Origin of the sequence: Tateyamaria sp., from assembly GCF_039945315.1 — a bacterium.
Taxonomy (GTDB): domain Bacteria; phylum Pseudomonadota; class Alphaproteobacteria; order Rhodobacterales; family Rhodobacteraceae; genus Tateyamaria.
Map to the genome: position 1 here is coordinate 92962 of NZ_JBDUXB010000045.1, position 26216 is coordinate 119177.

A 26216-nucleotide genomic window follows, 5' to 3' on the forward strand; every position below is an offset into this window, starting at 1 on the left:
TCTAACGCGACGGCAATTATCCCAATGGAGGAACTCATGGGTCTGCGCATTAACGACACGATACCCGATCTGACGGTCACGACCGATCAGGGCACATTTTCCCTGCACGAGTGGATTGGCGACAGTTGGGCCATCCTGTTTTCCCACCCCAAGGATTTCACGCCTGTCTGCACGACCGAATTTGGCGCTGTGGCACAGCTGAGCGATGAATGGGCCAAGCGCAGTACCAAGGTGCTTGGTGTGTCTGTGGACGGGGTTGAGGATCACAAACGCTGGAAGGCGGACATCGAGACGGTAGGCCGAGCGCCTGCAGGCTTTCCGATCATCGCGGACGATGGGCTAGAGATTTCCAAAGCCTTCGACATGCTGCCAGCCGAAGCTTACCTGCCGGATGGCCGCACGCCTGCCGACAGCGCCACGGTGCGATCTGTCTTTATCATTGGGCCGGACAAACAGCTGAAACTGTCGATGACCTATCCAATGACAGTGGGCCGCAACTTTGCCGAAGTATTGCGCGCGCTGGACGGTTTGCAGATGTCCACGGGCAACGGTGTGGCAACACCTGCGAACTGGAACGTCGGCGATGACGTGATCATCCCGGCTGCTGTGTCGGACGAAGACGCCAAGGCCAAGTTTGGGGAGTTCACCAAAGTGCTGCCTTACCTGCGGACGACCAAAGCACCGGGCTGATCCTGAGGGACCGGCGACACGGAGCCCTGTATTTAGTAAGGCGGACCGGTGGTCCGCCTTTTTTGTGACAAAAAAAGGCCCCGGTGTTTCCACCGGAGCCAATAAATTCAAGTGACGGTGGGGTTAACCCTCTGCCGCTTCCTCTTTCTTCACTTCTTCGCCAGTTTCCTGATCGACGACTTTCATCGACAGGCGCACTTTGCCGCGATCATCAAAGCCCAAGAGTTTGACTTTGACTTCCTGGCCTTCTTTCAGAACGTCCGAAGGATGGTTAAGGCGGCGGTTTTCGATCTGGGAGACGTGCACCAAACCATCGCGCTTGCCAAAGAAGTTCACGAACGCACCGAAGTCGACGATTTTGACAACTGTACCAGTGTAAACCGCGCCTTCTTCGGGCTCGGCTACGATGGACCAGATCATGTCGTAAGCTTTCTTGATCGACTCGCCGTTTGGCGACGCGATCTTGATGATGCCGTCGTCGTTGATGTCGACTTTGGCGCCGGACACTTCGACGATTTCACGGATCACTTTACCACCCGAGCCAATGACTTCGCGGATTTTATCCGTTGGTACCTGCATGGTTTCGATACGCGGCGCGTGTTCGGAGAACTCGGCCGCGCCGGTGATGGATTTCGCCATCTCACCAAGGATGTGCATCCGGCCTGCTTTGGCCTGATCCAGCGCTTTTTCCATGATCTCGGGCGTGATGCCTGCGATCTTGATGTCCATCTGCAGCGAGGTGATACCGTTTTCGGTGCCTGCCACTTTGAAGTCCATGTCGCCAAGGTGGTCTTCGTCACCCAGAATGTCGGACAGAATGGCGTATTCGCCGTTCTCTTCGAGGATCAGCCCCATGGCCACACCGGCAACTGCATTTTTCAGCGGCACACCTGCGTCCATCATTGACAGCGAACCGCCGCAGACGGAGGCCATCGAAGAAGAGCCGTTGGATTCGGTGATTTCCGAGACCAGGCGCACTGTGTAGGGGAAGTCGGTCGAGGCTGGAAGCACAGCTTGCAACGCGCGCCATGCCAGTTTGCCGTGACCGATTTCGCGACGGCCGGGAGGGCCCACGCGACCTGCTTCACCCACCGAGTAGGGAGGGAAGTTGTAGTGCAGTAGGAAGTTGGATTTGAAGTTGCCGTGCAGGGCGTCGATGAACTGTTCATCATCGCCGGTACCCAGTGTGGTCACAACCAGACCTTGGGTTTCACCACGGGTGAACAGGGCCGATCCGTGCGTCCGGGGCAGAAGGCCTGTCTGGCATACGATGTCGCGGATTTCGTCAGTCTTACGACCGTCGATCCGTTTGCCGGTTTTGACAACGTCACCGCGCAGGATGGACGCCTCAAGACCCTTCATGGCGGAGCCAAGGTTTGAGTCTTCGGCTTGCTCTTCGGTCAGTGCAGCAAGGATTGCGGCACGTGCTTCGGATACAGCCGTTGTACGCTCTTGCTTGTCAGAGATCGCAAAGGCCGCACGCATCTGCTCTTCTCCGGCAGCTTTCACAGCAGCAGCGAGGTCAGAATAGTCAGGCGCCTGGAAGTCAAACGGCTCTTTGGCGGCATCTTCGGCAAGGCTGATGATCAAGTCGATGACCGGCTGGATTTGCTCGTGGGCGAATTTCACCGCACCCAGCATTTCCGCTTCCGAAAGCTCGTAAGCTTCGGATTCGACCATCATCACGGCCTCTTTCGTACCCGCAACAACCAGATCAAGGCGCTGTTCAGGGTTCAAACGCAGGTCCTGCATGTCGTCGACAGTTGGGTTCAGAACGTATTCGCCGTCCTCAAAACCAACGCGGCAACCGCCGATTGGGCCCATGAAGGGCGCACCGGAAATCGTCAGCGCGGCAGAGGCCGCAATCATCGCCACCATGTCCGGGTCATTGACCAGATCGTGGGACAGAACAGTACACATCACCAGAACTTCGTGTTTGAAGCCGGAGACGAACAGGGGCCGGATCGGACGGTCGATTAGACGGGCTGTCAGGGTCTCTTTCTCGGTGGGGCGGGCCTCACGCTTGAAGAAACCGCCGGGGATTTTACCCGCGGCATAGTATTTTTCCTGGTAGTGGACGGTCAGAGGAAAGAAGTCCTGACCGGGCTTTGGTTTTTTCGCGAACGTCACGTTCGCCATAACGCTGGTTTCGCCCAGCGTGGCAATGACCGACCCGTCAGCCTGACGGGCAACCTTGCCTGTTTCCAGTGTGAGCGTTTCTTCGCCCCACTGCATCGATTTTTTCACTTCGTTGAACATTTCTGTTTCCTAAATTGGCGCGTTTCGCCATTTGCATAGGGGGCGTATTCCCCCTGACCCCTGTATCTTCTTTTGCGGGCGCTGAGGTCCGGGCGCCATGCTTTCAGATATCGCGCGTCTACAGCAGAATGCGGCAAATGGAAAGCGCACAGAAACGGGCTGTCCCCAAGGCTTTTTCGGCGGACGTTCAAAGGCAATTGGGGCTTCTGTAAAGAGATCATTCGCGGTGCCTGCTCCGGGGGTCCCCCAATTCGTCATCCACTTCGTTGGGGGTGCCAGTTTACCACCGCGCGCCCATTCGAAGTAACCGAGTGCGCCCGCACAGGGGATCGGCGCGCGCGGGACAGGATCCTTCAATGTCAAACCTGCCTGACAGCCAATCCATTCACTATCAGATTCTGTTATCACGCCTGTCACCTCGACGGACCCGATGATGCAATCGCGTGGCAAATCCAGCGGATGCGGGCATTGCACGCCATGCTCACCCAATCGCTAATGCAGATAACGAAACTCTTTTTCTTTCAGGCCTTGGGCGGCATGCAGGGCGATCCGCCCCGGACCCATCCGCCCGGCGCGGATGGATCCCAATGACCGGTTCTCGATCGGTTTGTGCCCGGCAATTATCGCCATGCGGAGGGCTGGCGGACAGACAAGGCGAGGCGGGGCAGATCATCCATGTTTCGGATAGTAGGGGCAGGTCTTATGGATGGATACTAGCGAAAACCTCTATAGCGGACGTTGGTGCACACGGCAGAGAGAGTCGGCTTTGAGCCCAAAGGAGACATGGTCCGGCACCGATACTCGCAGATGCAGCAAACTAATTGACCAAATCATCAGCCGCGCTGCAGCGAGAAAAGCGGACATTGGGTCAGCCTGCAGCGAGGTTGGATCGGGCTATGACCGAGTTGCCGACGAAGCGGCCAGTTACAAGCGACGAGGTGAATTGAGCAATTGGTGATTATCCAGTCGGGTCGTGCGTGTTTGCCTGTACCTGTGCTTTCTATTCATTAAGGCTTTTCAAAATCTGACGAATGGGCTGACAGAAGCAACCCACCGAGCTAACTTCGTTGCAAAGAGGAGGGGTGAATGGGAAGACGTCTCACGACGGTATTGGCCGCCGACATTGTTGGCTATTCCGCGCTGATGGATCAGGACCGGACTGGCACAGTCGCTGCACTAAAGACCTTCCGCGAGGACACGTTTCTCACGATCGTGGAAGATACCAATGGTTCACTGATCAAAAGCATGGGCGACGGCTGGATCGTCGAGTTCCAATCACCATCTGAAGCGGCAGCTTGCGCGATCGCAGTTCAGTCCGCCCACAAACCTGACCACATCAAACTGCGCATCGGGGTTCACACAGGGGAAGTGGTAACCGATGGCGATGACATTTTCGGCGATGGCATCAATGTTGCGGCGCGTCTGGAGGCTCTCGCGAAGCCGGGACAAGTGCTCTTTTCAGATACGTCACATAACAGCCTTGACCGTAACGATGCGGGATTGTTCGACGGCGGAGAGCAAACCGAACTGAAAAACATCACGCGGCATGTTGGAATCTGGTGTTGGCCAAAGGGTACGAAAGCCAATCTCGCGATCAAAGCGGATGTAAGGCCGGGAATCGCTGTGCTCCCATTCGACAATATGTCGGGTGATCCGGAGCAGGAATTCTTTGCCGATGGCATCACGGAAGACATCATAACTGAGCTATCGCGGTTTCGTTGGTTGATGGTCGTCGCACGAAACTCTTCTTTTACTTATAAGGGGAAAAGCACGGACATCCGCGACGTGGGCCGGGACTTAGGGGTTCGGTATGTACTGGAAGGCTCCGTTCGGCGTTCCGGGCAGCGCGTCCGCATCACGGGACAGCTCATAGATACCGAAAATGGCAGCCATTTGTGGGCGGACCGCTTTGACGGTGTGCTCGACGACATCTTTGATCTTCAAGATCAAGTCACCGAAGACGTAGTTACAGCTATTGAACCATCGGTGCGGCACGCTGAAACAAATCGTGCGCGTGCAAAACCCACCAAGGACTTACAGGCATACGAGCTCTACCTCCGAGCTTTGTCACATTTCCACTTGCTGACTGACCAAGACAACATAGAGGCAATACGACTGACAAAACTGGCTTTGGATCGAGATGCGGAATACGCCTCTGCGGCGGGCTTGCTGGCATGGCTTCATATCCAACGTCTTGTGCAAGGTTTGGAACCTGTAGATCAGGGGCCCAAGTCAGCTGTCGCGGCCGCAGAGCAGGTGCTGCGGAGCGATCGCGCGGACGGCATTGCAAAGGCATATGCCGCACATTCGATCTCTATGCTGGCACAAGACCTGTCCCGCGCACGGACAGCCTTTAAGGAAGCATTGTCGGAAAATCCCAACGCGGCGACGGTCCACATGCTTGCCGCTGCAAATCTCTATTTGCTGAATCGCCCTGACAAGGCGCTGGAACATGCAGTCCGGTCTGTCGAACTCAGCCCGGGTGATCCATTGCGGCACGCCGCTTTCATGGGACAGGGTGCCGCCTTGTTTCACTTGGGACGTTATGAGGAAGCCGCGCAGGCCTGTCGCGAAGCCTTGTCTGTGCGTGCAACCTTCCTGATGAGCCACCTGATGCTGATTGCCTCGCTCGCTGAGCTCGATGACGTAGATGCGGCAAAAACAGCGGCCGCCAAATTGGAAGAAATCGCCCCGAATGCGGCTTCGATAACCGAGACAACACGTTTACCGTTATTCTCTATTCCAACCTGCGCTGATCGCTGGCGCAGCGGGTGGAAAAAAGCAGGGTTGCAAGTGTGAAGGCAAACGGCACCACCCCCGCGGTTCTGTCAACCGTGCATTCGGTGAAGGATATTTCGCCTTTGACTTGAAAATCAGTCGCTGACCAAAACTCTGCCTGGCTGGCCCTCCTCATGGACACGGAACACCAAAATGGTTGCCCCTTCGTCCCCTGAGCGAGCGGTGTGTACTTTTTTCAACGGAACGACGCCTACGTCACCTGAAAAAGCTTTTTGTTCGCTTTCGCCGTCTAGGATGAGGGTGACGCTGCCCTGTAGAATGTAGGCAAATTCTTCACCGGGATGCCAATGCATTGGTAAAGTGAGGTTTGGTGGTAGGGCAACATGGCTCAGGACAACCTCCAAGCCCTCAGTGCTTTTGAGCGACTCGGTTAGCAAGTCCTGAATGAGCGGTTTTTGCAAAGTTGCTGGATCCCGCACATCGTGCGACATAGCCGCTGCGGCACCAGTCACGACAATCAAAAAAGCCAATGTGATTGGTTTCCACATCTAATCCCCTCCTGCTTTTAGAAGATGATGGCATTGGGACCTGTTCGAAATCAATGCTGGTGTGCATACGGTTTACTGCTGCGTTCCAAATTGTTGTGTCAAAAGCTATTCTAGGGTCCGCATAGTTCGCGGAGCGCTTCTTAACGGACGGTGCGGCGAGTGGCAGCTTAGTCCGCAACTGGGTCATAGACCCCTCGAATTTCGCTGTGGTCGCGACCATTGTCTGCTTTTCTTGCTGCGATGCTACGCGTAGCCGAGGCGCACAGTTTGCTGCAAGAGCGATGGGCACGATTTCAATCCGGCTGCTACGGGCTCTGAGCGATCTTTCGCTATGCCTTGCATGAATGGCCGTTTTTTGGTCGGAGAGGTACTTGGGTAGGGACAGTTTAAGGGGGAGGGGTGGGGCAAATCTCTCAAACCAATGGGCCGCAAAACCCGAATCCCCCGCATGCACAGATTTTTTTCCACAAACCGGGTGGTTTTCACGGAAATCTGGTCAGTGGAGCCAATCAAGTCCAGCCGATGTTGCAAAGTCAAAGAGCGTTGGATTGGTGACACTTAGATATCTGAAGTAAATGATAAAAATTTGAATCCCTTAACTCAAGCCCCAAGGATTTCAAAAAGTCCCAGTTTTGGAGGAAATTCGCGGCCCGTCAAAATCATTTTTCCCGGATGGGGCCCGGCGTCCCTAAAGTACGACACGTAATATAAAAAATGGCCAAAGGAAGTCGGCAAGCAAACTATACTCGACCGAGAACGTTTTTTCCTGACATACAGGTCTTATATGTCCCAGCACCCAATTCTCTGGACGTTTCGACGTTGCCCCTATGCCATCCGGGCGCGCCTTGCGATTGCAAGTGCGGGGATCAAAGTTGAGTTGCGCGAAATTCTATTGCGGGACAAACCACAAGCTTTCCTTGAAACATCAATCTCAGCCACCGTACCGGCTCTTCGGCTTACTGATCGGGTACTGGATGAGAGCAGGGACATCATGGTTTGGGCTCTTGAACAGCATGATCCGGATCGGCTTTTGAACATGCCCAAGGAAGGTTGGGACCTGATTGACGAAAATGACGGTCCTTTCAAATCTGCGCTGGATCACACCAAATATGCGTCGCGTTATCCGGACGTGGATGCAAAGGTTGAACGCGTAAAAGCCGCCGCTTTTCTAACCGGCCTTGACGCGCGATTGCGCAAGCAGACGTCGCTGTTTGGAAGCCACGCAACTGTAGCCGACCTCGCGATACTTCCGTTCGTGCGACAGTTCGCTAACTCGGATCGAGACTGGTTTGATTTGCAGCCATGGCCAGATCTAATCGCATGGCTCGATAGGTTTCTGGAAAGCGAGACCTTTGTAAGCGTTATGACCAAATACCCGCCTTGGTCAGAGGGAGAGCCACCGCTCTGGTTTGGCGGTTGAGTCATAGCTTTGTGAGTGGTCTAGAAGGCGGCCGTTGGCGTAAAGTGCAGCAGTTGCGCTAGGCATGTCCAAGTAGGATTGATATCTATTTCGAAAACGTCGGAGGCAAAGTGCTTTAAACAGTGATGGTGTGCGCACTTGCCAGGAGCCCTTGGAAAGAACAAGCAGCAAGTGCTCCTTGGAGGTAGCGAGCGACGCGTTGAAACCTGCTCCGAAACCACCTAAATCGACTTCGCGATTAGAATTTGGAGGGACGAATGTCAGAGACTACCGAGAAAGAAACCTTTTCTTTTCAGACAGAAGTCGGCCAACTCTTGGAGATTGTTGCGGGCTCGCTCTATTCCAATCGCGAGGTGTTTCTGCGGGAGCTCGTCTCTAACGCCTCTGATGCCTGTGACAAGTTGCGCTACGCTGCCCTGACAGATGCAAGCCTGGCACCATCACAGGATTTCGCAATAACACTTGAGTTCGACACGAAAGCAAAAACGCTGACGATCTCCGACAACGGCATTGGGATGAACCATGCTGATCTGTTGGAAACGCTTGGTACAATCGCAAAGTCCGGCACTGGTGCTTTCATTGAGGCGCTCAAAGCTGAGGAGAAAGATACCCCGGGTCTCATTGGTCAGTTTGGTGTGGGGTTCTATTCAGCTTTTATGGTGGCCGCCAAAGTTGATGTGCTGACGCGCAAGGCTGGCGAGGCCGAGGCTTGGCTTTGGTCCTCAGACGGCAAAGGATCTTTCACGATTGAGGCTGCACAGCGGGATACCAGTGGTACCACGGTCACTCTTCATCTCAAGAAGGATGCGAAAGAATTCGCAGACGAAGCCCGCATCCGACACATTATTAAGACCTATTCTGAACATATCAGCTTCCCCGTGAAGCTCGGAGAGGAAACGCTCAACGCGGCTGAAGCGCTCTGGCCCCGTCCGGCGAAAGACATCACTGAAGAACAGTACACCGATTTCTATCGCCACTGCTCACATGCCTTTGACGAGCCCTGGCATGTGATGCACAACAAAGTGGAGGGTGCGCTCAATCACACCAGCCTCCTCTTTGTGCCCACCCACCAGCCTTTCGATCTCTTCGACGCTGAGCGCAAAAGCCATGTGAAGCTCTATGTAAATCGAGTTTTTATCTCCGAGACGACAAAAGACCTTCTTCCCGCCTACCTCCGTTTTCTGCGCGGTGTGGTGGACAGCCAGGACCTTTCACTCAATGTCTCTCGCGAGATGCTTCAGACCGATCCAAAACTCGCCAAGATAAAATCCCAGGTCACCAAGAAGGTTCTCAGCGAACTGAAGAAAAAAGCGAACAAAGCTCCAGAAGAGTATGCGAAATTCTGGGCAAAATTCGGTGCGGTTTTGAAAGAGGGGCTAATTGAGGATCCAAGTTTGCGTGACCGCATTCTTGAGCTCTGCCGTTTCGCCTCCACGGGTGAGGATGCGCTTGCGAGCCTCCCCGACTATGTGTCTCGAATGAAAGAAGGGCAGGACGCGATTTTCTATATCGCGGGAGAGGACGCCGCCAAGCTCGCGCAATCACCCCATTTGGAGGGCTTCAGGGCTAAGGGCGTCGAGGTACTGCTTCTTTCCGACCACGTTGACGAGTTTTGGTTGCAGCACGTTACCAAGTTCGACGGGAAGCCGCTCAAATCCATTACTCGTGGTGCCGCGGAGCTAGATGAGATCAAAACGGGGCAAGAAACTAAAGACGAAGACAAAACTGAGGACGCTGATCTGGCTGCTCTAATCGCTGCGATCAAAGTGGAACTGGGCGAAACCGTCAAAGACGTCCGCCCATCCAAACGCCTGACTGACAGTCCCGTCTGTCTTATCGCTGATGACGGGGATATGGATGTTAATCTAGAACGTATGCTCAAACGTCATGGTCAATTGGAACATGGCATGCCGCGCGTGCTGGAACTCAACCCAAACCATGCCATGATCACCAAATTGGCAGAACGGGCAATGGCAGAGAGCGCAAGCGACGATAGTCTTCTCAAGGACGCCGCTCACCTCCTGTTGGATCAGGCCCGGATTGTCGAAGGCGAAACCCCAACCAACCCGTCCGAGTTCGCAAGGCGTCTAGGAACTGTCATAGCGCGCGCCTTTACAACTTCAAAGTAGCGCGCAGCACAATGCTGGTTTGAGCGAAAAGGAAAGCGGGGCAAGCAATTGGGCCGTGCGAAATACCCGGCGTATGAACGCAAGAAAGACTCGAGATGAAATCTGATGCAAAATCGCTGGTGATTAGCGTCCCCGAACCGCGCAGTCTGGACTTGATTTTTACACCAAGGAAGCTGGCTGAACTGCAGGAACGGTATAATCTGATCGAAACTACGGTAGATGTGTTTGACGCCTTGGACGAAGAAGTGCTCGCCAAAGTGAAGTACGTCATCGGCCAACCACCCATTTCTTCGGACACACTCGGGAAGATGAAGTTGCTTCGAGCCGTACTGAACGTGGAGTCGAACCTTCTTGATAACATGCCCTATGATGAAGTGTTCGCGCGGGGAATACATGTCGTCACCACTGGCTCTGTTTTCGCCATGCCAGTTGCTGAAATGGGCCTTGGTCTTGCACTGGATCTTGCGCGAGGCATTACCCAAGCGGATAGTAGCTTCAAGGCTGGCACGGAAACTTGGGGCGGCGACAGCAATACCAGCGCGCGCTTGCTGTCTGGCGCCGATGTGGGGGTCATCGGTTTTGGAGATCTAGGGCGGGCGATGAACCGACTGCTCAAAGGATTTCGGTGCAACATCCGAGTCTATGATCCTTGGATGCCGCCGTCGATCCTCCTTGATTATCAGGTTACGCCGTCTTCCCTTGAAGATGTGCTACAACAGTCAGACTTCATCTTTGTGATGGCGGCGGTCACTACCGAAAACCAGGGCTTTCTTGGTGCAGAAGAGTTTGCACAAATGCGATCAGGTGCCGCGTTTATTCTTCTGAGCCGCGCTGATGTCGTAAATTTTGATGACATGCTGGACGCTGTTGAACGAGGCCAAATTGTTGCGGCGAGCGATGTCTTCCCGCAAGAGCCTTTGCCAGCAGATCATCGCGCAAGGCGTATCCCTGGGTTTATTGGGTCAGCCCACCGTGCCGGAGCGCTCGATGTCGCGTTCAAGCAAATGGGCGATATGGTGTTGGAAGACTTGGACCTGATGGATCGAGGACTCCCACCGATGCGGTGCAAGCGCGCTGAGCGCGAAACGGTGAGCCGAATGCGGTCGCGTCCTGTTGACAAAAATTAGCCAGGTGCAAACTCCGAAACAAAGGGATCCAGATGTTCCTAAAATGGCTAGATCAAATCGTGACGAGCGACGTTTTCTGGCGTGTATGAATGACGGCCTGACAGAACTCCTCCGTAGTCAGACCATTGGCTTTAGAAGGTTCTGCAACTCACTCGGCCGATTACCAAGCGCGCCGATGTCCCAAAAGAGGCCTGCCATGACACTCAGAGCATCGCGGCACACCGATTTTAGGACATGCTCATTTGGTGCATGTTGAGAGCAGCCCCGATAAGAGTGTGGCACCCAAATCGTCGGCACTCCAAGAATGTCCGTGAAACTGTCATTCGGGAGCGAGCCGGCAAGATTGGGCAGCACATGAAGCTTGCCGCCACTGGTTTTGCGGATCGAGTTGCCGACGAACTCTGCCCAAGGGTGTTGGGGATCCAACCGCGTTGCACTGAAAAACCCCCTGTCATGAAGAATGATCTGCACGTCTTCAAAGCCTTGCGCGTCGAGATGGCGGCGCAAGGCTGGAACAACCTCATCGGGATCAGTCCCAACGACAAACCTGAGTTGGCATGTCGCACGGGCCCAGCCCGAAATCGCGTTCAGTGGGGCATCGGGCACGCCGGTAATCTGCGCAAGAACCGCAAAACTATTCCATCCAAACACTCGCTCGGCCGGCGTTAAGTCTTCTTCGCCCCAGTCTGGATTGACCTGTGGTCCATCCCCGCCCGCCACGGGCAAGTCCTTGAGCGCCCTCCGCACAGCATCGGTCAGACTGTCGGGGCGCCACTCTTGTACAGTGATCTGACCGCGACGGTCCGTGATAGACGCCAACGCATGGGCGAGGATCATTGCCGGATCGGCCAAAAGTCCCCCCCAATTGCCCGAGTGATGTGCCCCTTCATGCGTCTTGACCAAGAGATCAAAAGTAATCCCACCCCGTGACCCCATAAAAATGGTTGGCACGTCGGGCTGCAGGCGCGGACCATCTGATGCGATCAAGACATCTGCTTTCAGACGATCTTTGAAACGCTCGAATACCTGCGGCAGACCAATGGACCCAACCTCTTCGCTCATTTCGATCACGATGCGGATGTTGAATCCCAAGCATCCCCGCACAGACAGGACAGCTTCGAGTGCGGCGAGGTTGATCAGGTGTTGGCTTTTGTTGTCCGCTGCACCGCGGCCATACAACCGGTCACCTTCTTCAACCAGTGCCCAAGGCTCAAGGCCGTCGCGCCACGTGCCCTCCTGTCCAAGCACTGTGTCACCATGGCCGTACGTCAACACAGTACTCAGGTCGTCGCTTTCAAACCGTTCGCCGATCAACAGCGGACCGCCCTGCGGGTCGGGATTGTCGATAATCTCGCAGGCAAATTTCATGGCTTCAAGGCGCGGCAGGATTGCTTCTTTCAGATAGCGGTGGCTTTCATTCCGAGATTCTTCGGCAGGGTTCTGACTTTCGGAGCGATAGGTGACAAGATCAGCCAATTCGGCCTGGAAAGCGCCTGTGTCGAAGTATTCATGTACACGGGCAATGGTGGCGTCACTGGTCATCGAAGTTCCTTTTGAGTTTCCTACGCGGCGCCAGGCTGACGCGCAGAGGATGCTGAACACAATTTCCGTATACAGCGCAGTATCGTCAATCTCTTGCATCCTGACGCTTGCCTGTTGTCGGCCGTGCCAACGCGGATCGCCCGCTATTAAGCCAATTTTCGTTTGCTTGCATTGGCTCGCTTGATCCAAATCAGTTCGACGGTTCACCCAAGTGGTAAAGTTGGATCCAAGGAATGTAAGAAGGGTGAGTGAAATGGGAACAACGTCATACCCCGAGTTGACCGATGGGATTTCGAAACAAATCGGGCAATTGCGGAAAGGCATACCGGACACGATGAAGGGCTTCTCCGCCATGGCGCAGGGCGCCACGGCGAATGCTGCTTTGGATGAGAAAACCAAAGAGCTAATTGCAATGGGCATAGCAATTGCACTGCGTTGTGATGGGTGCATCGGGTTTCACACCAAAACTCTTGTCCGGCTGGGTGCAACCCGCCAAGAGTTCGAAGAAATGCTTGGGGTAGCAATCTATATGGGCGGAGGTCCATCCCTTATGTATGCCGCTCAGGCCCTAGATGCTTGGGAACAGTTCGGAGGGCAGTAACCGTCCGCTTGCAAACCTCAAGGTTGCACAGAACAACGTAGTCATTTTGAGATCGGCAAGACTCGACTGGTTGTCTGCGCTAAAGTCATAACCAAACAAAATGAGACATCTTATGGATCAACCGGAAACTCCGCATGCAGAGATTGTCGATGATGATCGGCTAGAGGTTCGCGAGGCACTCAGTAGCCGGCTTGCGAATGTCTGGTGGACCTTTTTCTTACGTGGATTGCTTGCAGCAGGCGTTGGCCTTGCAGCCTTATTTTGGCCGACAGGTAGTATTTCGCTTTTGCTTCAACTCGTGGGTGTTCTTCTAATCTTGGATGGTGGACTTACCTTGTTTGGGTTTGGACGGGGCGGGGCTGCAGGCGGTGTCGGTATCGGTGCAATTGCCATTGGGTTGGTGTTGCTGATTTGGCCCGAGGGCACTGCACGCTTTGCGTTTGCCCTATTGGGTGCCTTTGCGTTGCTTACAGGTACAGGCTCTCTTCTGACCTGGAGGCAGTTGCCGGAATCTGATCCTGAGCGGATGACGGCTCGCAATGCGGGAGTTGCCGCGCTGCTCATTGGTTTGTTTCTCATCTTCTGGCCCGGTACGGGGTTGGTGGCCCTCGGATGGGCCATCGCATTTGGAGCCCTGACAGTATCGGTGATAATGTTCTGGCTCGCATCCCGCTTCAAAGGAGCGAATGAACGCCTTAAGACCAAGGTCATCAATCCGCGTTGACCTTTGGATCCGCTTGGGCCTCATTTTTTGAAAGTAGGTCAACAGTGAAGCAGCTATTGTTTAGTGTCCCATTTATTGCCTTGGGCTCTTCGCTGGGAGCTGAAAGCGTTGGGGAAACCCTATTCTTGGAAAACTGTGTCACCTGCCACGGTATTGCTGGTCAAGGCGACGGCCCAAATGCGAGGGGACTGGATACAGCCCCGGCAGATTTGACCAAAATTTCCGCCCAACGTGGTGGGGTGTGGCCAATGCTGGAGATAATGTCGATCATTGATGGCTACTCCCGAAACATAGTGCCGCGCGAAGATATGCCGGTGTTCGAGAATTTTCTGGATAATGAGATGGTCGAATTCGACACCGGAAACGGTGTGGATATTCTGGTCCCAAGCAAGCTGATCGAAATAGTAAAATACCTCGAAACTCTACAGAACCCTCCGCCGTCGCGCTACGTGCCTTGATCGTAGAAGAAAAGGTTTGCTGCTTTTCTCGACCTGTGTTCGATCGTCTCTAGAGCGAGATAACCTTCCCCTATTTTTGCTGTGTAGCGGCCTTTGGAAAAGCGGATCGCAAAACTTCGAGGATTGAACGACGCATTTGCTAGGAACCCTCGGTAAGCACAAGCAGCAAGTGCTCCTTGGAGGTAGGAAACACGCGGCCGTTTCAAATCAATGCCACGGTGCGAGAGCAGCTCAGTAACAGTTGCGATGTCGGGAGGCCGCCGCACGAACTTGCAAAAGATTACCCGCATTTTGATTTTGACCATCTGGATGATTGCTGGTGGCATGACGGCGAAAAGACTACAGAGGCATAGGGCCGCCATCCAAGCTGCGCTCAAAGCGACTGATAGGTTAGAGGTATCAATCGGGCATTCAGAAAAGATAAGCGCTTTACCTCCAAATCTGATGTCTGGTCAGCGTGACTTGTACGAGGCGAGGCGACTGCTGGCTTCGGGTATTTCACGTTTGAAACAAAGCTGCTCGTAGAGCGCTTGAACGGTAGGAGACAGGAAAGAGCACCTGCCGCTTTACTCCAAATTTTCCAAATAGCGGTCATTGGTCAGCTTTGCGATGAACGACCGCTCCGAGCCCAGAGCGTAAGTTTAGTAGGTTTCTTCAAACATAATACATCATATTTCGCCATCGAGATTGACGAAGTTCGTCATGTAGATTTTTGCATCTTTAGTGCCGACAACCCGACTGATATGGCCTTTGCCAGAGACGTCGGTGCTTCGCCAAACCTCGCCGGGTGAGAAGCGTCGGACTTCTCCGCTACCTACTTCAATTTCTACGCCGCCTTGGAGCAGTACAGCGAAACCATCACCTGGAGAATTGTGCCACCCACTATTCCATCCTGCGGGAACAGATATGAATCCAGCCGCCGCTTGATGAAAACTTGATGTCGAAACCGGGTTTCCTTTTGCTGCCAACTCATTTGAAGCGAAAGAAACTTCTGCATCTCGAAAATGAGAAACGCCCTGAGCATCGGCGTAGATTTCAAAGTAGTTCATTTTTGATGATCCATTGCAGTGAAAGTCTGTTCAGACATCATTGGGTGAATTCACCGCGATCTCAACTGATGTCGGGACCAGCTGCGGTTAACCGAAGTCAGCTGTCTAGGAGATAATCTGCGGAGACGTAGCCTGTGATCTGAGGCGTGGCTGCAAGCGAGACCTGGCACCAGAGCTGACCTACTTCAGTCACACAGGAGCGGCGATTGAGAGATGTTCCGTCTGGCAATCCCAAGACTACATTGTAGTCAAGCCCGGGGCCTGCACGTAACTTGAGCAATTCGTCCGGCCCAGCACCGGTGACAACAGTGCGATCAGTTACTATGCCGCCACAGCTAGCGACGAACAGAAATACAAAAATAACCGGAAAAACTGTGCGTTGCATAATTTAGCCTCGTTTGCTTCCTAACTAGTAGACTGACATCCGGCCAAATTCTACTCTGCTGAACACGGAGTTCATTACAGTAGTCTAGTCCGCAACAGGAACTTTGTCCGCAACTCGGTCATTGGGGCGTCGCGCAGCGAAGGTCCGCTTGGTGGTATTCGATGCTTTGGAATTTAATGGGTCCAGAGCCTAGGCTCTGGAACTATCAAACTCATAGTGAGCGATTGGGGATAAAGTGGCCCTTGGCCCCCTATACAGCGAACCACCGCTGCTAGCCCTAAGCGCCAGATACTGCAATTCGCGTGCACGGTTGCTATGCTGGATCGCAACACTTGTCACAAGATTTCGCCCATCACCCCTGAGGCTCGGACAATTTGCCACTAAGTCCTTCCAGCATTTTGAGACATTGAGATAACTGGCCTAGAGCCAAAAACTCGTTTGCCTTGTGGGCTTGCTCGATAGAACCGGGTCCACAGACGACAACATCCATCCCAAGGGATTGATACAAGCCTGCCTCCGTCCCGAATGAAACAACATCTGTACCGTTCGCCCCGGTGAGTTCGGAAAGGATTCGAACAGCTTCATTTTTTCTGTGGGCAAAAGGCCTGCAACCTCGCCAATCACTTCAGTGAGGATGGATGCATTGGGATAGACCGCCTGCATCGCAGGCAAGAGGGTTTCGTCGCAATACGCCTTGAGGGATTCCTTAACTAGGTCGGCGTCACTTGCCGTAACTGGACGCATCTCCCAATCGACCGTTGCTTTGGGTGCAATGATGTTGTGCACATGCCCACCGTTCAGCGCACCAATGTTCAGCGTGGTCCAGGGCGGGCCAAAGGGGCTGTTGTTTGGGCCATTTGTTTCAGCGCATCGCGTAGATCAAGCAATTGGGCAACATACCGCACGGCATATTCGATTGCGTTCACCCCAAGCTCGGGGGTAGATCCATGGCCCTCAAGGCCGTGGAAATGGGTGCTGTACTCATAACAACCTTTGTGTCCCTCGATGATCCGCATGTCAGTCGGCTCTCCGATGATGGCAAGGGATGGCCTGATGGATCGCTCGGTAAGGTTTTGAACAAGATGCCCAGCGCCGATGCAGCCAGTTTCTTCATCGTAGGTGAATGCGAAATGAAGAGGCCTGTCGCACACCTGCTCCGCGAAACGTGGGGCCATGGCCACAGTCGCCGCGATGAAGCCTTTCATGTCGCAGGTCCCGCGCGCAAATAGCAAGCCATCACGCTCTACCATTTCAAAAGGGTTCGTGTCCCAATTCTGATCCGTGACGGGGACAACATCGCTGTGTCCGGACAAGACAATCCCGCCGTCGCGCATTGGACCCAAAGTGGCAAATAAATTGGCTTTGCGACCCGTTTCATCATGCATTACATCCACATGCGCGCCGCACTCTTCCAGTCGATTGGCGAGATAGGCGATCATCTCGAGATTACTGTCAGCGGACACTGTTGGAAAAGCGATTAGGTCTGACAGGATCTGCTTGGTCTGGTCGATCATGGCCTAGCTTTTCACAAAAAGCTTGCGTGGTATGTCACACAGAGTTGCAGCAGGGCCGTCGTCCTGGATTAGGATAGTTTCGGTGGTTTCCAGCCCCCAACTGTCCATCCACAGGGCGGGCATGAAGTGGAAGGTCATGCCGGGTTGCAGAACGGTTTCATCTTCACTGCGGATTGATGCCGTCCTCTCGCCCCAGTCAGGCGGGTAGCTAAGGCCAATGGGATAGCCCATGCGGCCGGAGCGTTCGATGCCGTGTTTGGAAATGACTGACATGAAAACGTTGGCGATGTCACAAGTACGGTTGCCTGCCCGCGCCGCATCAAGCCCCGCCTCGATGCCTTCGACCTGTGCCGCCTCGGCGCGGCGCATGTCATCCGACGGGGTGCCAAGGAAAACGGTACGGCAAAGCGGAGCGTGATAGCGCCGATAGCACCCTGACAACTCGAAGAACGTGGCTTCTCCTGCGCGCATAGGTGCGCCATCCCAAGTCAGATGCGCTGCTGTAGCATCCAAGCCAGAGGGCGTGATCGGCACAATCGCAGGGTAGTCCCCCCAATCATCGCCCACACCTGAAATACCTGCATGCATGATTTCCGCGACAAGATCGTTCTTTCTAACGCCCACCGCTGCGCGCTCAATTGCCGTATTTATCACCTTTTCCGAGATCCGCGCAGCCTTGCGGATAAAATCGATTTCGACCGCCGATTTTATCAACCTCTGCCAATTCACCAAGGCAGTGGCATCGAGAAGCGTTGCATCGGAAAGCGCATCGCTCAGAACGGCATGTGCCTTGGCGGAGTAGTAGTAGTTTTCCATCTCGACGCCAATGCGCGCCTGCGACAATCCACGGGCGGTTAGATGCTCGGCCAGGTCCTGCATGGGGTGAACTTCGCTCGACTGTACGAAATGATCGCCGTAGCCGATGATGTTGTCGTGCTGCATCCAACAGGTGCGGCGCCCACCCATCATGTCCATATGCCTCCCCCACCAGATCGGTTCGCCATCCATGGTCAGGATCACGCCCTGATGCACATAGAACGACCACCCATCATACCCTGTCAGCCACGCTTGATTGGAGGGGTCAGTAACAAATATCGCATCCAGCCCTGCCGCCGACATTGCGGCGCGGGTTTTGGCGATACGGCGATCATATTCTGCAGTTTCAAATGCTGCATTGTGAGTGGCCATTGCGGTATCCTTTCGGCGGTTCAACCCAAAACGCTTGTGACAGCTTGAACAGTGGCTGCGACCACTTGATCAGCCTCGGCGCGGGTCAGGCAAAACGGCGGTGCAAAACCCAGTATGTCCCCTTGTGGCATGGCGCGCGCGATGACGCTGTTTTGTTCCAGCATCTTGGCCGCGATCTGTGGCCCGATTTTTTCGCCTGCATCAAAGAATGTGCGACTGCCCTTTTCGGCCACCAATTCGACCGCGCACAACATTCCTTCCCCGCGCACGTCTCCGACATGAGGATGATCGCCAAGGGCAGCCTGCATTTCTGCGTTCAGGTAGGTGCCGACAATGCCCGCGTTTTCGATCAATCCCAGCTTGTCGATCAGCTCAAGATTTGCAACGCCTGCAGCGGCACCAATCGGGTGTGCGGAATACGTCCAACCGTGCCCAATGGGTCCGTTTTCCTCCGTGCCTTGTTCCAGAATGGTCCACATCTTTTCGGACACGATAGATCCGGACAGCGGCGCGTAGGCCGACGTCAAACCCTTGGCAATTGTGATGAGATCGGGGCGCATTCCATAGTGATCGGACCCGAATATCGTGCCAAGCCTGCCAAAGCCGGTGACGACCTCATCTGCGACCAGCAGAATGTCATGGTGCTCCAAAACAGCCTGGATGGCTGGCCAATATCCCTCAGGCGGTGGGACAATCCCGCCCGTCCCAAGTACAGGCTCGCCGATGAAAGCCGCGATTGTGTCGGCTCCTTCGCGGCTGATCATCGCTTCAAGCTCTGAGACGCAATGGGCTACAAATTCAGCCTCGCTCTGTTCGAGATCATCACTTCGAAAATAATATGGTGCTTCGGTGTGGATCACTTGAGCAAGCGGTAGATCAAATTTGTTGTGAAACAATTCAAGCCCCGTCAGTGATCCGGTCATAAGGCCGGACCCGTGATAGCCTCGCCAGCGTGAGATGATTTTCTTTTTCTGGGGGCGGCCCAGAATATTGTTGTAGTACCAGATCAGCTTGATGTTGGTCTCATTTGCATCCGACCCCGACAAACCAAAATAGACCTTCGACATATGATCTGGAGCGCGGTCGAGCACCATTTTTGCAAGTGTGATTGACGCTTCGGTCCCGTGACCCACGTAGGAATGGTAATACGCCAGTTCCTTGGCCTGTTCGGCGATGGCCTCCGCGATTTCCGGACGTCCATACCCGACATTCACGCAATAGAGCCCAGCAAAAGCGTCCAGCATGCGATTGCCGTCACGATCTACGATATGACTGCCCGATCCACCCGTGATCACGCGGTGCGGTACGTTCCCGCGTGCGAATTCAGCAAGGTGGGTTGAGGGGTGAAAGAAATTTTCGCGATCCCAGTGTTCAAGTTGATCGTTATGGAGCATGGCTTGACCTTCGGCTTGGGCGGCGCGCCGCCTGTTGGTTTCTGAAGGGAGCCAGTTGCACGCTATGGGTCAAGTACGACCCTGACTATGAGCAGAAAGGCTCCACTCTCCGAGGCAGCAGCGCGCAATGCCTTTATTGCCAAGGTAATGCGAGACTTGAACCACGCCGTATACTCAAAGATCAACTGAAATTTGGCGGAGGGCATCATTGCTCGCACGCACTCTGGTTCTGGCCGCTTAAGAGGGTAAGCGGCTTGGATCTGTCAAGATCGCGGTCTGCTCGACGGTCGTACCACCGCTTGCCGCGAAGAGCGTTCCTCCATAAATCCAGTGGTTGCCGCGCTACCTGATACGTTTCCTTGTCTGTTTGGCCTAAGGATACGGACATTGTCGCGGTCGCCGCGGAATAGCGACTTTGTCCTGCAATTTGGTCACTGGGGGGGCGTGCATCTAAGGCCCGCTTTGTGGCATTTGGTACGTCAGAAGTGGATAGGTCCAGACGCTAGGATTTCTTCCAGACCGATATGTGCTTTGTGCTCATTCGATCAAACGGCGAACGGTCCCAGTCTGACCATCGATGTTCCAGCTCCATACCCGCCATTTGTGCCATTAGATCAAGCTCTGAAGGCCATGCATAACGGAAAGGGATCGACTGATGAATGTAGCGTCTGTCTTTCATCCAAACGTGGTTTGACGTGTAATTTTGCGACGCCACATCAAACTCGTCGATGCCGAAGTGGTCAGGACTGCTTGCAAACGCCAGTCTTTCCTCGCCGAAAGGGATTTTTTGGATAGGCGGCACGAGGGTTTCAATAAGGAACCGGCCTCCTTGTCCAAGATGGCGCGCAGCGTTCTTGAAACACGCGGCTTGCGCCTGCTGAGAGGTCAAGTTGTCGATGGTGTTAAACACCAGATAGACCAGTGAAAACGTGCCTTGGACCTGTGTCGAGGTCATGTCGCCGATGGCGACCTCAATGGGTGGGCCGGTTTCCTTTTCCCGCAGTTTCCTGACCATGGCGGCGGACAGCTCAATGCCTTTAATCTGCGCACCACGTTCGGCCAACGGTATCGCGATGCGTCCGGTTCCAATGGCAAGCTCGAGAACATCGCCAAAGCTGGACAAATCCACCAGGCAATCAACTGTCCGTTCGATCAACACCGGATCGGTGCCGCCGTGATCCTGATCGTAGGTTCTGGCGACGTCTTCGTCGAAGTATCCGTCATTGCTCATTGAATTGGTTTCCTTGGATCACTCTCCGAACCGGTCGATTGTTACCGGACTATCAGGCAAAGTGCTACGCCGGTGCTGGGCACGATGGCTTGGGGTGGCACCAGATGTCATTGCGACGGAGGGAAAAGAAACTTTGGCATTTCGGCATTTCCTGCCAAACAGCTGAAGCGCCTTTGAAACTCATTGAAATGCAATCGCCGATCAGGCGTCTCTATTTTGTACATTCCCCAAACTCAACCTCAGGACACAAAAAAACCGCGCCGAACCAGCGCGGTTTTTCAGTATTTTTCCAAGAGGAGAAATCCTCAGCGGCGCAGACCCAGACGCTTGATCAGGTCCTGATAGCGCGCCTCGTCTTTTGCCTTGGTGTAGTCCAGAAGCTTGCGGCGCAGAGCAACCATTTTCAACAGGCCACGGCGACCGTGGTTGTCTTTTTTGTGAGTCTTGAAATGCTCTGTCAGCGTCGCGATGCGCGAGGACAGGATCGCAACCTGAACTTCAGGCGAACCGGTGTCGCCCTCTTTGGTTGCGAATTCTTTCATGACGCGTGCTTTTTCTTCAGCTGTGATCGACATCGGGATCTCCTTTTCAGGTTAGAGTGAGACGCCGCCGGCCGGGATGTCGTCCAGCACGGGGCCATTAGATCCGGCGGTAACCGGAATTGCGCGCGTATAGGAAAGAATCACTTGGATGGCAAAGCCTATTTTTACCGCTGCGCCGAATGGTCGTTTCGTCAGAGCGGTGCCATCCCCGCGGACTGCGCGAGGCTGAGCGGCATGATCGAGATATCGTCCATTCCGATATCTGCTCCATTCAGGATGTTGGCGACAGCGACACCGTCCATAAACACCTGTGTCACGTCCGGATCGTCCGGATCGGCGAGCAGGCTGACATCGGGCACCTCGGTGCCGTCTTCATAAACCAGCAGGATATTGTCGTCTTCTGAGTCGAAATCGACAATGTCCATGGCCGGGTCGTCTGCAATCCAAGTTCCGCCTACTACGGTGTCAGCGCCCTCTCCGGACGTGACCATGTCGTCGTTGCCCGCCACGATTATATCATCGCCACTGCCCCCGTTTAGGTAGTCGGATCCGTCTATGTCATCCGCTTCGGCGGTATCGGGGTCGTCTTCGACTCCGTTGATGACATCATCGCCCCAGCCACCAAACAGTTTATCATTGCCCAATCCACCCGCCAGCGTGTCGGCGCCGAGTCCGCCCTGTACGGCATCATCACCTTCGCCGCCGCTGGCAACGTCATCCCCCGATGAACCTTGCAGCTCGTCGTTACCGCTGCCTCATTCCAAAGAGTCCTCGCCATTTCCGCCAACAAGCGTGTCATCGCCACTCTCGCCCGCCAACTCATCATCGCTATCCTGACCGTGGAGCGAGTCATTGCCCGTTCCGCCTGCCAGAGTGTCATCCGTGTCAGATCCATCTAGAACCTGATCTTCGTCGCTGCCTTCTTCGGACACCGAAGCGCTGGCCGTCGTCAGGATGTCGGTGTCGGTCTGTTCGTCGCTTATGGCGCCAGTGCCGGCATCGTCTTCAGACATGTCCTTGTCTGAGGTCGGGTCCGCATCGATAACGCCAACTGCGCCGACTGTTAAAATTCCCACCAATCCTGCAAGCCACAACATGTCGCGATCCAGTCCCTGGGCGAAAGGCCCGGAGGATACCTACGCCTGACCGCTGGCTGAAATCAAAGTGTTTTAGATCAACTGGTTAACGCCGTCCTAAGACATCACAGGCGTTGGTGTCCATGGCTCCGGGGCTTGGGAGTAGGGCAGGTAGAGCGGATGCTTGGGGTGACCGGCTTTGGACAATCCAAGGTGAAACAGCGGGCGTGCAGAGTCGCGTAGTAGAGACGCCACATATGCCCCACGATCCAGATGCGCGCCGTGCGTGCCCCATGCGGCGATGACATGATCGGCCCAGGCTGCGCGGTCCAGAATGGCTGCGTCATTGCCGGGTCCCACAGCGTCAGCGGCCGCACGCATGGCCCTTGGATCGGTGTCCCGCCATGCAAAGATGTTGGTGACCGCAAAGCTGCCAAACCCAAGCGCGCGGGCGCGTCTTTCGCAGCGTTCGACGGTGGGATCGTTCTGGACTTCTGTTGCGGTGGAGGGGTTGAGCATGACAAAGTTCACGCGGCTTCCACCTTCGTCCCAAACCCGCGTCAGGCTGTAACGATACCGTTCGCAATCGGAGTAGATGGCGGTTGAGGGCGCGTCGCCTTTGATATGGGTCCGGGTGATCATGGCAGCGGTTGTGCCAGTGCAACCCACCACGCGCAACGGCTTGAGGCGTAAAAAAGGGCCGCGCAAACGTCCAGCGCGGCCCAAATGTCTCGGCAACCGGGGTGGGGTTATTCAGCGGGCACAGCCACTGGATTGCGGCGCAGGTCAAGGACGGCGCCTTTGGCTTCCATGAAGCTCGCAGCCACGACCGCATAAACGATATGGCCCCACAGCGCGACCCAAGTGATCCCCGTCCATCCAAGGAATGGTTTATTGCTGGTCACTAGATGCGCCATCACGTAGAGCGCAAAAACCCACAGTACGACACCGTACGCGATGGCAGTGACCGACCAGTGAAGGCGTGGCGCGACCATCAGCTGAATGGGACGTGCGATGGCAAAGTACCCAACTGCGTAAAAGATCAACCCGGTCAGCGTATGCAGCAAATACGCGGCACCCGATGGATTTGCGCCAATGATCGCTTTGAGCGAGGCGCCGGCAAGACCCACCGGGGCCAGTTTGGCATATCCAAAGAGGGGGCTGAGCGCCTGACCGAAGGTGTCAAAGGCGATGGTGGCAAAGGCGCCCGCGGTGAGAACAGTGCCAACGGTGCGGAGTGATATCTGAGTCATGGGTCATGTTTCCCTGCGTTGTGTGTCTGATGGGATTGATATGGACCACTTGGTTCCAAATCGAAAGACACCTCACGCAGGGCTGATCGCCCGGCCATTTCTGTAACATTTGACCAAATGGGCCGAACGGATGCATCCGTTCGGCAAGGCGAGCTGTTTCAGAGGTTAAAGACGCGCGCCGGGTGTAACTCTCCCGCTTTGTAGCGGCCCACGGCAACCGGAACCCCGTCCAGGGACGCCCAGGCCTCGTCGCCATATTCAACGTCTGACGCCAGAACCATGCCCGGGTTGCCGTTGCGCAGCCGCGCCGCGCCTTCGGGTGTTGCGCGTAATTCCGGGAGGTCAGCCAGACCGTCAGCCACAGGGCGCAAGTAAGTATCCAGTTCAGGCGTTTGGGCCATCGCTTCGACCTGCTCCATGGTCAGGCCGTCCTCGGCCTCAAACGGCCCGGACCAGATGCGACGCAAGTCGCGCACGTGCCCAAAGCACTCCAGTGCCGCCCCCAGATCGCGCGCGATCGAGCGGACATAACCGCCCTTGCCACATACCATCTCGAGCGTCACGTGATCTGCATCCGGTCGGTCGGTCATGATCAGTTCATCGACCCAAAGGGGGCGGGCTGCGATCTCTACATCCTCGCCGCTGCGGGCCAGTTTGTAGGCGCGTTCACCGTCGATCTTTACAGCGGAAAACTTGGGCGGCACCTGCATGATATCACCAACAAAGGCGCCAAGGGCCGCCTTGATGTCATCATCACTCGGGCGGGCATCCGAGGTGTTGATCACCTCGCCTTCCGCGTCATCGGTGTTGGTTGACTGACCCAATCGAACGGTAAACCGATAGGCCTTCAGCGCCTCCGTGATGTAGGGCACGGTTTTGGTTGCCTCGCCCAAGGCCACAGCCAGAACGCCGGTCGCATCGGGGTCGAGCGTGCCAGCGTGGCCTGCCTTTTTCGCGCCCATTGCCCAGCGAACCTTGTTCACAACGGCGGTTGAGGTCGGTCCGGCAGGTTTGTCTATCACCAGCCAACCGGATATGTCGCGCCCTTTGCGTGTACGGCCCATGGAGGTCCCTTATTGCTAGTAAAACAAGGGCAGGCGCCTAAGCCGCCCCGCACAGCTTGTCAATCAGCCGCTTCAACCGTCCCGACAATTGGGCCCAGTGAGAACCCGATGTCACTGCGATTTAGGTCGGGTGCGTAGAGGCGAGAGATATTGCCATCCAGAAACAGCGCGTTTGGCAGGTTCAAATGGTCGCGATAGAGCCGCCCAAATTCGTGAAACGTCACCGGGCTGTCCGAAATGGCAAAAACGGCCCGTTGCCCGTCGGCACTGGTGCCCACGCCATTGCGGATATAGCGCGAGGTGCTGTCGACTAGAAACCGCGGATGCAATGCGCCATCAATCACCAGCATTGGCCCGGACTGAGTGGCATAGGTGCACGCGGGCGCCTCATCAACAAAACGCAGGGTTTCGATCACGTCTACGCGCGCGCCTTGGATACACAGCACGCCATTAGGCAGCAGGCCAAAGTTGCCCGGACCCGCGTGAGGGATCACGCGCATGACCTCTTTGCCGTCTTCCACGTAGTGCCCGACTGGCGCGCGATCACTGTGATACATGCCCGCATTCATCGCAAAGCCAAGGCGCTTACCCTGATTGCGCAAGTCACGTTCGATGGCACCAAACTGGCCAAAGAGTACCCCCGTTTCATCGTTGAGGAACAGGCGCAGTTTATCCGTGCTTAGATCGACGGAACATATCGCATAGGAATTGCCGTCGTGGGTGGTCGTCTCGCAGTCAACAGCCCAAGTGGGGGCTGTCCATGCCAGCAAAGCCAACACCGCGGCACGTATCACGTGTCAGATCCTGCATCGGTGTCCCGGCGCACATCGTCCTGTGCCAACATGCGCCGTGTATCGTCCATCCGGTCAAAGGTCTCATCGAGCTGAAACCGCAGGTCTGGGGCGAATTTCAGTGCTAGCTTTTTGGACACTGCGCGGCGCAACTCGCCCTTGTTGCGGGCCAGCAGTTTGAGCACGTCTTCTTGCCCCTGTCCGCCCAACGGCAAGACATAGGCCGTCGCGATCTTGAGATCGGGCGACGTGCGTACTTCGCCTACCGTTATCGACATCCGGTTCAGCTCCGGGTCGTGCACGTCACCGCGCGCCAAAACCTCGGCCAGCGTCCGCCGGATCAGTTCGGCCACACGCAACTGCCGTTGTGACGGGCCGCTGCCCTCATGAAATTTGTTCTTTCCCATATGCCCCATCTAAGCGGCCAGCCGCCCTTTGCCAAGCGGCCCCGCACGCGGTAGGAGAGCGGGAAACTGCCAAGTGAGGGCCAAA

At 55.2% G+C, this 26216-nt stretch carries 25 protein-coding genes and 3 pseudogenes; 9 read left to right on the forward strand and 19 right to left on the reverse strand.

Going from position 1 to position 26216, the window contains the following annotated elements:
• The first annotated feature begins 36 nt into the window (after positions 1-36).
• Positions 37-690, forward strand: coding sequence for a peroxiredoxin (locus ABJD00_RS14225; protein WP_413836423.1), 654 nt, complete (start codon positions 37-39; stop codon positions 688-690).
• 123 nt (positions 691-813) lie between these two features.
• On the opposite strand, the gene pnp is transcribed toward ABJD00_RS14225, so the two are convergent.
• Positions 814-2949, reverse strand: a complete 2136-nt coding sequence (gene pnp / locus ABJD00_RS14230; protein ID WP_413836420.1) for a polyribonucleotide nucleotidyltransferase — start codon at positions 2947-2949, stop codon at positions 814-816.
• A gap of 492 nt (positions 2950-3441) precedes the next feature.
• Positions 3442-3579, reverse strand: coding sequence for a hypothetical protein (locus tag ABJD00_RS14235; RefSeq protein WP_413836417.1), 138 nt, complete (start codon positions 3577-3579; stop codon positions 3442-3444).
• A 456-nt stretch (positions 3580-4035) separates the two neighbouring features.
• Between ABJD00_RS14235 and ABJD00_RS14240 the strand changes: the two genes are divergently transcribed.
• Complete coding sequence (locus ABJD00_RS14240) at positions 4036-5748, forward strand: adenylate/guanylate cyclase domain-containing protein (protein WP_413836415.1); 1713 nt, start codon at positions 4036-4038, stop codon at positions 5746-5748.
• A 74-nt stretch (positions 5749-5822) separates the two neighbouring features.
• Here ABJD00_RS14240 and ABJD00_RS14245 read toward each other — a convergent pair whose 3' ends face one another.
• On the reverse strand, positions 5823-6236 hold the full coding sequence (locus ABJD00_RS14245) for a cupin domain-containing protein (protein ID WP_413836410.1): 414 nt from the start codon (positions 6234-6236) through the stop codon (positions 5823-5825).
• Positions 6237-7020: 784 nt separating this feature from the next.
• Between ABJD00_RS14245 and ABJD00_RS14250 the strand changes: the two genes are divergently transcribed.
• The 3 genes from ABJD00_RS14250 (at position 7021) to ABJD00_RS14260 (ending at position 10912) form a co-directional block, all read left to right on the forward strand.
• Positions 7021-7656: a glutathione S-transferase gene (locus tag ABJD00_RS14250; RefSeq protein ID WP_413836407.1), complete on the forward strand. Its 636-nt coding sequence runs from the start codon at positions 7021-7023 to the stop codon at positions 7654-7656.
• A gap of 257 nt (positions 7657-7913) precedes the next feature.
• Positions 7914-9785, forward strand: coding sequence for a molecular chaperone HtpG (gene htpG, locus ABJD00_RS14255; protein ID WP_413836404.1), 1872 nt, complete (start codon positions 7914-7916; stop codon positions 9783-9785).
• A gap of 95 nt (positions 9786-9880) precedes the next feature.
• Complete coding sequence (locus ABJD00_RS14260; protein ID WP_413836402.1) at positions 9881-10912, forward strand: hydroxyacid dehydrogenase; 1032 nt, start codon at positions 9881-9883, stop codon at positions 10910-10912.
• Between the two features lie 117 nt (positions 10913-11029).
• Here the strand turns inward: ABJD00_RS14260 and ABJD00_RS14265 are convergent, their stop codons facing one another.
• Positions 11030-12454 carry a M20 family metallopeptidase gene (locus tag ABJD00_RS14265; RefSeq protein WP_413836400.1) on the reverse strand — a complete coding sequence of 475 codons (1425 nt, stop codon included), beginning with the start codon at positions 12452-12454 and terminating at the stop codon, positions 11030-11032.
• A 253-nt stretch (positions 12455-12707) separates the two neighbouring features.
• Here ABJD00_RS14265 and ABJD00_RS14270 point away from each other — a divergent pair, with 253 nt between their 5' ends.
• From ABJD00_RS14270 to ABJD00_RS14285, 4 genes and pseudogenes are all read left to right on the forward strand, one after another.
• Positions 12708-13055 (forward strand): carboxymuconolactone decarboxylase family protein, encoded by a 348-nt coding sequence (locus ABJD00_RS14270; protein ID WP_413836397.1) that lies wholly within the window; start codon positions 12708-12710, stop codon positions 13053-13055.
• Between the two features lie 112 nt (positions 13056-13167).
• Positions 13168-13779: an HdeD family acid-resistance protein gene (locus tag ABJD00_RS14275; RefSeq protein ID WP_413836395.1), complete on the forward strand. Its 612-nt coding sequence runs from the start codon at positions 13168-13170 to the stop codon at positions 13777-13779.
• Positions 13780-13823: 44 nt separating this feature from the next.
• Positions 13824-13985 (forward strand): annotated as a pseudogene (locus ABJD00_RS14280) (c-type cytochrome); the annotation flags it as partial.
• A 42-nt stretch (positions 13986-14027) separates the two neighbouring features.
• The gene (locus tag ABJD00_RS14285; RefSeq protein WP_413836516.1) at positions 14028-14237 is read left to right on the forward strand and encodes a hypothetical protein; all 210 of its coding nucleotides are present in this window, start codon (positions 14028-14030) and stop codon (positions 14235-14237) included.
• Positions 14238-14905: 668 nt separating this feature from the next.
• Here ABJD00_RS14285 and ABJD00_RS14290 read toward each other — a convergent pair.
• The 15 genes and pseudogenes from ABJD00_RS14290 to rbfA form a co-directional block, all read right to left on the reverse strand.
• Positions 14906-15286 carry a hypothetical protein gene (locus tag ABJD00_RS14290; protein WP_413836394.1) on the reverse strand — a complete coding sequence of 127 codons (381 nt, stop codon included), beginning with the start codon at positions 15284-15286 and terminating at the stop codon, positions 14906-14908.
• Positions 15287-15383: 97 nt separating this feature from the next.
• Positions 15384-15671 carry an SH3 domain-containing protein gene (locus tag ABJD00_RS14295; RefSeq protein ID WP_413836391.1) on the reverse strand — a complete coding sequence of 96 codons (288 nt, stop codon included), beginning with the start codon at positions 15669-15671 and terminating at the stop codon, positions 15384-15386.
• Positions 15672-16023: 352 nt separating this feature from the next.
• Positions 16024-17185 (reverse strand): annotated as a pseudogene (gene argE / locus ABJD00_RS14300) (acetylornithine deacetylase).
• 3 nt (positions 17186-17188) lie between these two features.
• A complete protein-coding gene (locus tag ABJD00_RS14305; RefSeq protein WP_413836388.1) occupies positions 17189-18373 on the reverse strand; it encodes a M24 family metallopeptidase in 1185 nt (394 codons plus the stop codon).
• A 20-nt stretch (positions 18374-18393) separates the two neighbouring features.
• Positions 18394-19767: an aspartate aminotransferase family protein gene (locus tag ABJD00_RS14310; RefSeq protein ID WP_413836386.1), complete on the reverse strand. Its 1374-nt coding sequence runs from the start codon at positions 19765-19767 to the stop codon at positions 18394-18396.
• Positions 19768-20269: 502 nt separating this feature from the next.
• On the reverse strand, positions 20270-20998 hold the full coding sequence (locus tag ABJD00_RS14315) for a class I SAM-dependent DNA methyltransferase (RefSeq protein WP_413836384.1): 729 nt from the start codon (positions 20996-20998) through the stop codon (positions 20270-20272).
• 305 nt (positions 20999-21303) lie between these two features.
• The gene (rpsO, locus tag ABJD00_RS14320; protein WP_108839422.1) at positions 21304-21573 is read right to left on the reverse strand and encodes a 30S ribosomal protein S15; all 270 of its coding nucleotides are present in this window, start codon (positions 21571-21573) and stop codon (positions 21304-21306) included.
• Positions 21574-21731: 158 nt separating this feature from the next.
• Complete coding sequence (locus ABJD00_RS14325) at positions 21732-22169, reverse strand: hypothetical protein (protein WP_413849888.1); 438 nt, start codon at positions 22167-22169, stop codon at positions 21732-21734.
• Positions 22146-22283 (reverse strand): annotated as a pseudogene (locus tag ABJD00_RS14330) (calcium-binding protein); the annotation flags it as partial. The pseudogene ABJD00_RS14330 and the gene ABJD00_RS14325, both read right to left, overlap by 24 nt.
• Before the next feature lie 12 nt (positions 22284-22295).
• Complete coding sequence (locus ABJD00_RS14335; RefSeq protein ID WP_413836381.1) at positions 22296-22637, reverse strand: calcium-binding protein; 342 nt, start codon at positions 22635-22637, stop codon at positions 22296-22298.
• Positions 22638-22733: 96 nt separating this feature from the next.
• Positions 22734-23258, reverse strand: coding sequence for a DUF1643 domain-containing protein (locus ABJD00_RS14340; RefSeq protein WP_413836378.1), 525 nt, complete (start codon positions 23256-23258; stop codon positions 22734-22736).
• 107 nt (positions 23259-23365) lie between these two features.
• Positions 23366-23869, reverse strand: a complete 504-nt coding sequence (locus tag ABJD00_RS14345) for a hypothetical protein (RefSeq protein ID WP_413836376.1) — start codon at positions 23867-23869, stop codon at positions 23366-23368.
• Positions 23870-24027: 158 nt separating this feature from the next.
• Positions 24028-24933, reverse strand: coding sequence for a tRNA pseudouridine(55) synthase TruB (gene truB, locus ABJD00_RS14350; protein ID WP_413836374.1), 906 nt, complete (start codon positions 24931-24933; stop codon positions 24028-24030).
• A gap of 59 nt (positions 24934-24992) precedes the next feature.
• Positions 24993-25727 carry a phosphodiester glycosidase family protein gene (locus tag ABJD00_RS14355; protein WP_413836371.1) on the reverse strand — a complete coding sequence of 245 codons (735 nt, stop codon included), beginning with the start codon at positions 25725-25727 and terminating at the stop codon, positions 24993-24995.
• Positions 25724-26131: a 30S ribosome-binding factor RbfA gene (gene rbfA, locus ABJD00_RS14360; RefSeq protein ID WP_413836368.1), complete on the reverse strand. Its 408-nt coding sequence runs from the start codon at positions 26129-26131 to the stop codon at positions 25724-25726. The genes ABJD00_RS14355 and rbfA overlap by 4 nt, the downstream gene beginning before the upstream one ends.
• Positions 26132-26216 lie beyond the last annotated feature (85 nt).

Excerpts from the sequence above, each read along its gene's own strand:
- ABJD00_RS14225 (WP_413836423.1), top strand. The coding sequence starts at position 37 with ATGGGTCTGCGCATTAACGACACGATACCCGATCTGACGGTCACGACC.
- pnp (WP_413836420.1), bottom strand. The coding sequence starts at position 2,949 with ATGTTCAACGAAGTGAAAAAATCGATGCAGTGGGGCGAAGAAACGCTC.
- ABJD00_RS14235 (WP_413836417.1), bottom strand. The coding sequence starts at position 3,579 with ATGGCGATAATTGCCGGGCACAAACCGATCGAGAACCGGTCATTGGGA.
- ABJD00_RS14240 (WP_413836415.1), top strand. The coding sequence starts at position 4,036 with ATGGGAAGACGTCTCACGACGGTATTGGCCGCCGACATTGTTGGCTAT.
- ABJD00_RS14245 (WP_413836410.1), bottom strand. The coding sequence starts at position 6,236 with ATGTGGAAACCAATCACATTGGCTTTTTTGATTGTCGTGACTGGTGCC.
- ABJD00_RS14250 (WP_413836407.1), top strand. The coding sequence starts at position 7,021 with ATGTCCCAGCACCCAATTCTCTGGACGTTTCGACGTTGCCCCTATGCC.
- htpG (WP_413836404.1), top strand. The coding sequence starts at position 7,914 with ATGTCAGAGACTACCGAGAAAGAAACCTTTTCTTTTCAGACAGAAGTC.
- ABJD00_RS14260 (WP_413836402.1), top strand. The coding sequence starts at position 9,881 with ATGAAATCTGATGCAAAATCGCTGGTGATTAGCGTCCCCGAACCGCGC.
- ABJD00_RS14265 (WP_413836400.1), bottom strand. The coding sequence starts at position 12,454 with ATGACCAGTGACGCCACCATTGCCCGTGTACATGAATACTTCGACACA.
- ABJD00_RS14270 (WP_413836397.1), top strand. The coding sequence starts at position 12,708 with ATGGGAACAACGTCATACCCCGAGTTGACCGATGGGATTTCGAAACAA.
- ABJD00_RS14275 (WP_413836395.1), top strand. The coding sequence starts at position 13,168 with ATGGATCAACCGGAAACTCCGCATGCAGAGATTGTCGATGATGATCGG.
- ABJD00_RS14285 (WP_413836516.1), top strand. The coding sequence starts at position 14,028 with ATGCTGGAGATAATGTCGATCATTGATGGCTACTCCCGAAACATAGTG.
- ABJD00_RS14290 (WP_413836394.1), bottom strand. The coding sequence starts at position 15,286 with ATGAACTACTTTGAAATCTACGCCGATGCTCAGGGCGTTTCTCATTTT.
- ABJD00_RS14295 (WP_413836391.1), bottom strand. The coding sequence starts at position 15,671 with ATGCAACGCACAGTTTTTCCGGTTATTTTTGTATTTCTGTTCGTCGCT.
- ABJD00_RS14305 (WP_413836388.1), bottom strand. The coding sequence starts at position 18,373 with ATGGCCACTCACAATGCAGCATTTGAAACTGCAGAATATGATCGCCGT.
- ABJD00_RS14310 (WP_413836386.1), bottom strand. The coding sequence starts at position 19,767 with ATGCTCCATAACGATCAACTTGAACACTGGGATCGCGAAAATTTCTTT.
- ABJD00_RS14315 (WP_413836384.1), bottom strand. The coding sequence starts at position 20,998 with ATGAGCAATGACGGATACTTCGACGAAGACGTCGCCAGAACCTACGAT.
- rpsO (WP_108839422.1), bottom strand. The coding sequence starts at position 21,573 with ATGTCGATCACAGCTGAAGAAAAAGCACGCGTCATGAAAGAATTCGCA.
- ABJD00_RS14335 (WP_413836381.1), bottom strand. The coding sequence starts at position 22,637 with ATGTTGTGGCTTGCAGGATTGGTGGGAATTTTAACAGTCGGCGCAGTT.
- ABJD00_RS14340 (WP_413836378.1), bottom strand. The coding sequence starts at position 23,258 with ATGATCACCCGGACCCATATCAAAGGCGACGCGCCCTCAACCGCCATC.
- ABJD00_RS14345 (WP_413836376.1), bottom strand. The coding sequence starts at position 23,869 with ATGACTCAGATATCACTCCGCACCGTTGGCACTGTTCTCACCGCGGGC.
- truB (WP_413836374.1), bottom strand. The coding sequence starts at position 24,933 with ATGGGCCGTACACGCAAAGGGCGCGACATATCCGGTTGGCTGGTGATA.
- rbfA (WP_413836368.1), bottom strand. The coding sequence starts at position 26,131 with ATGGGAAAGAACAAATTTCATGAGGGCAGCGGCCCGTCACAACGGCAG.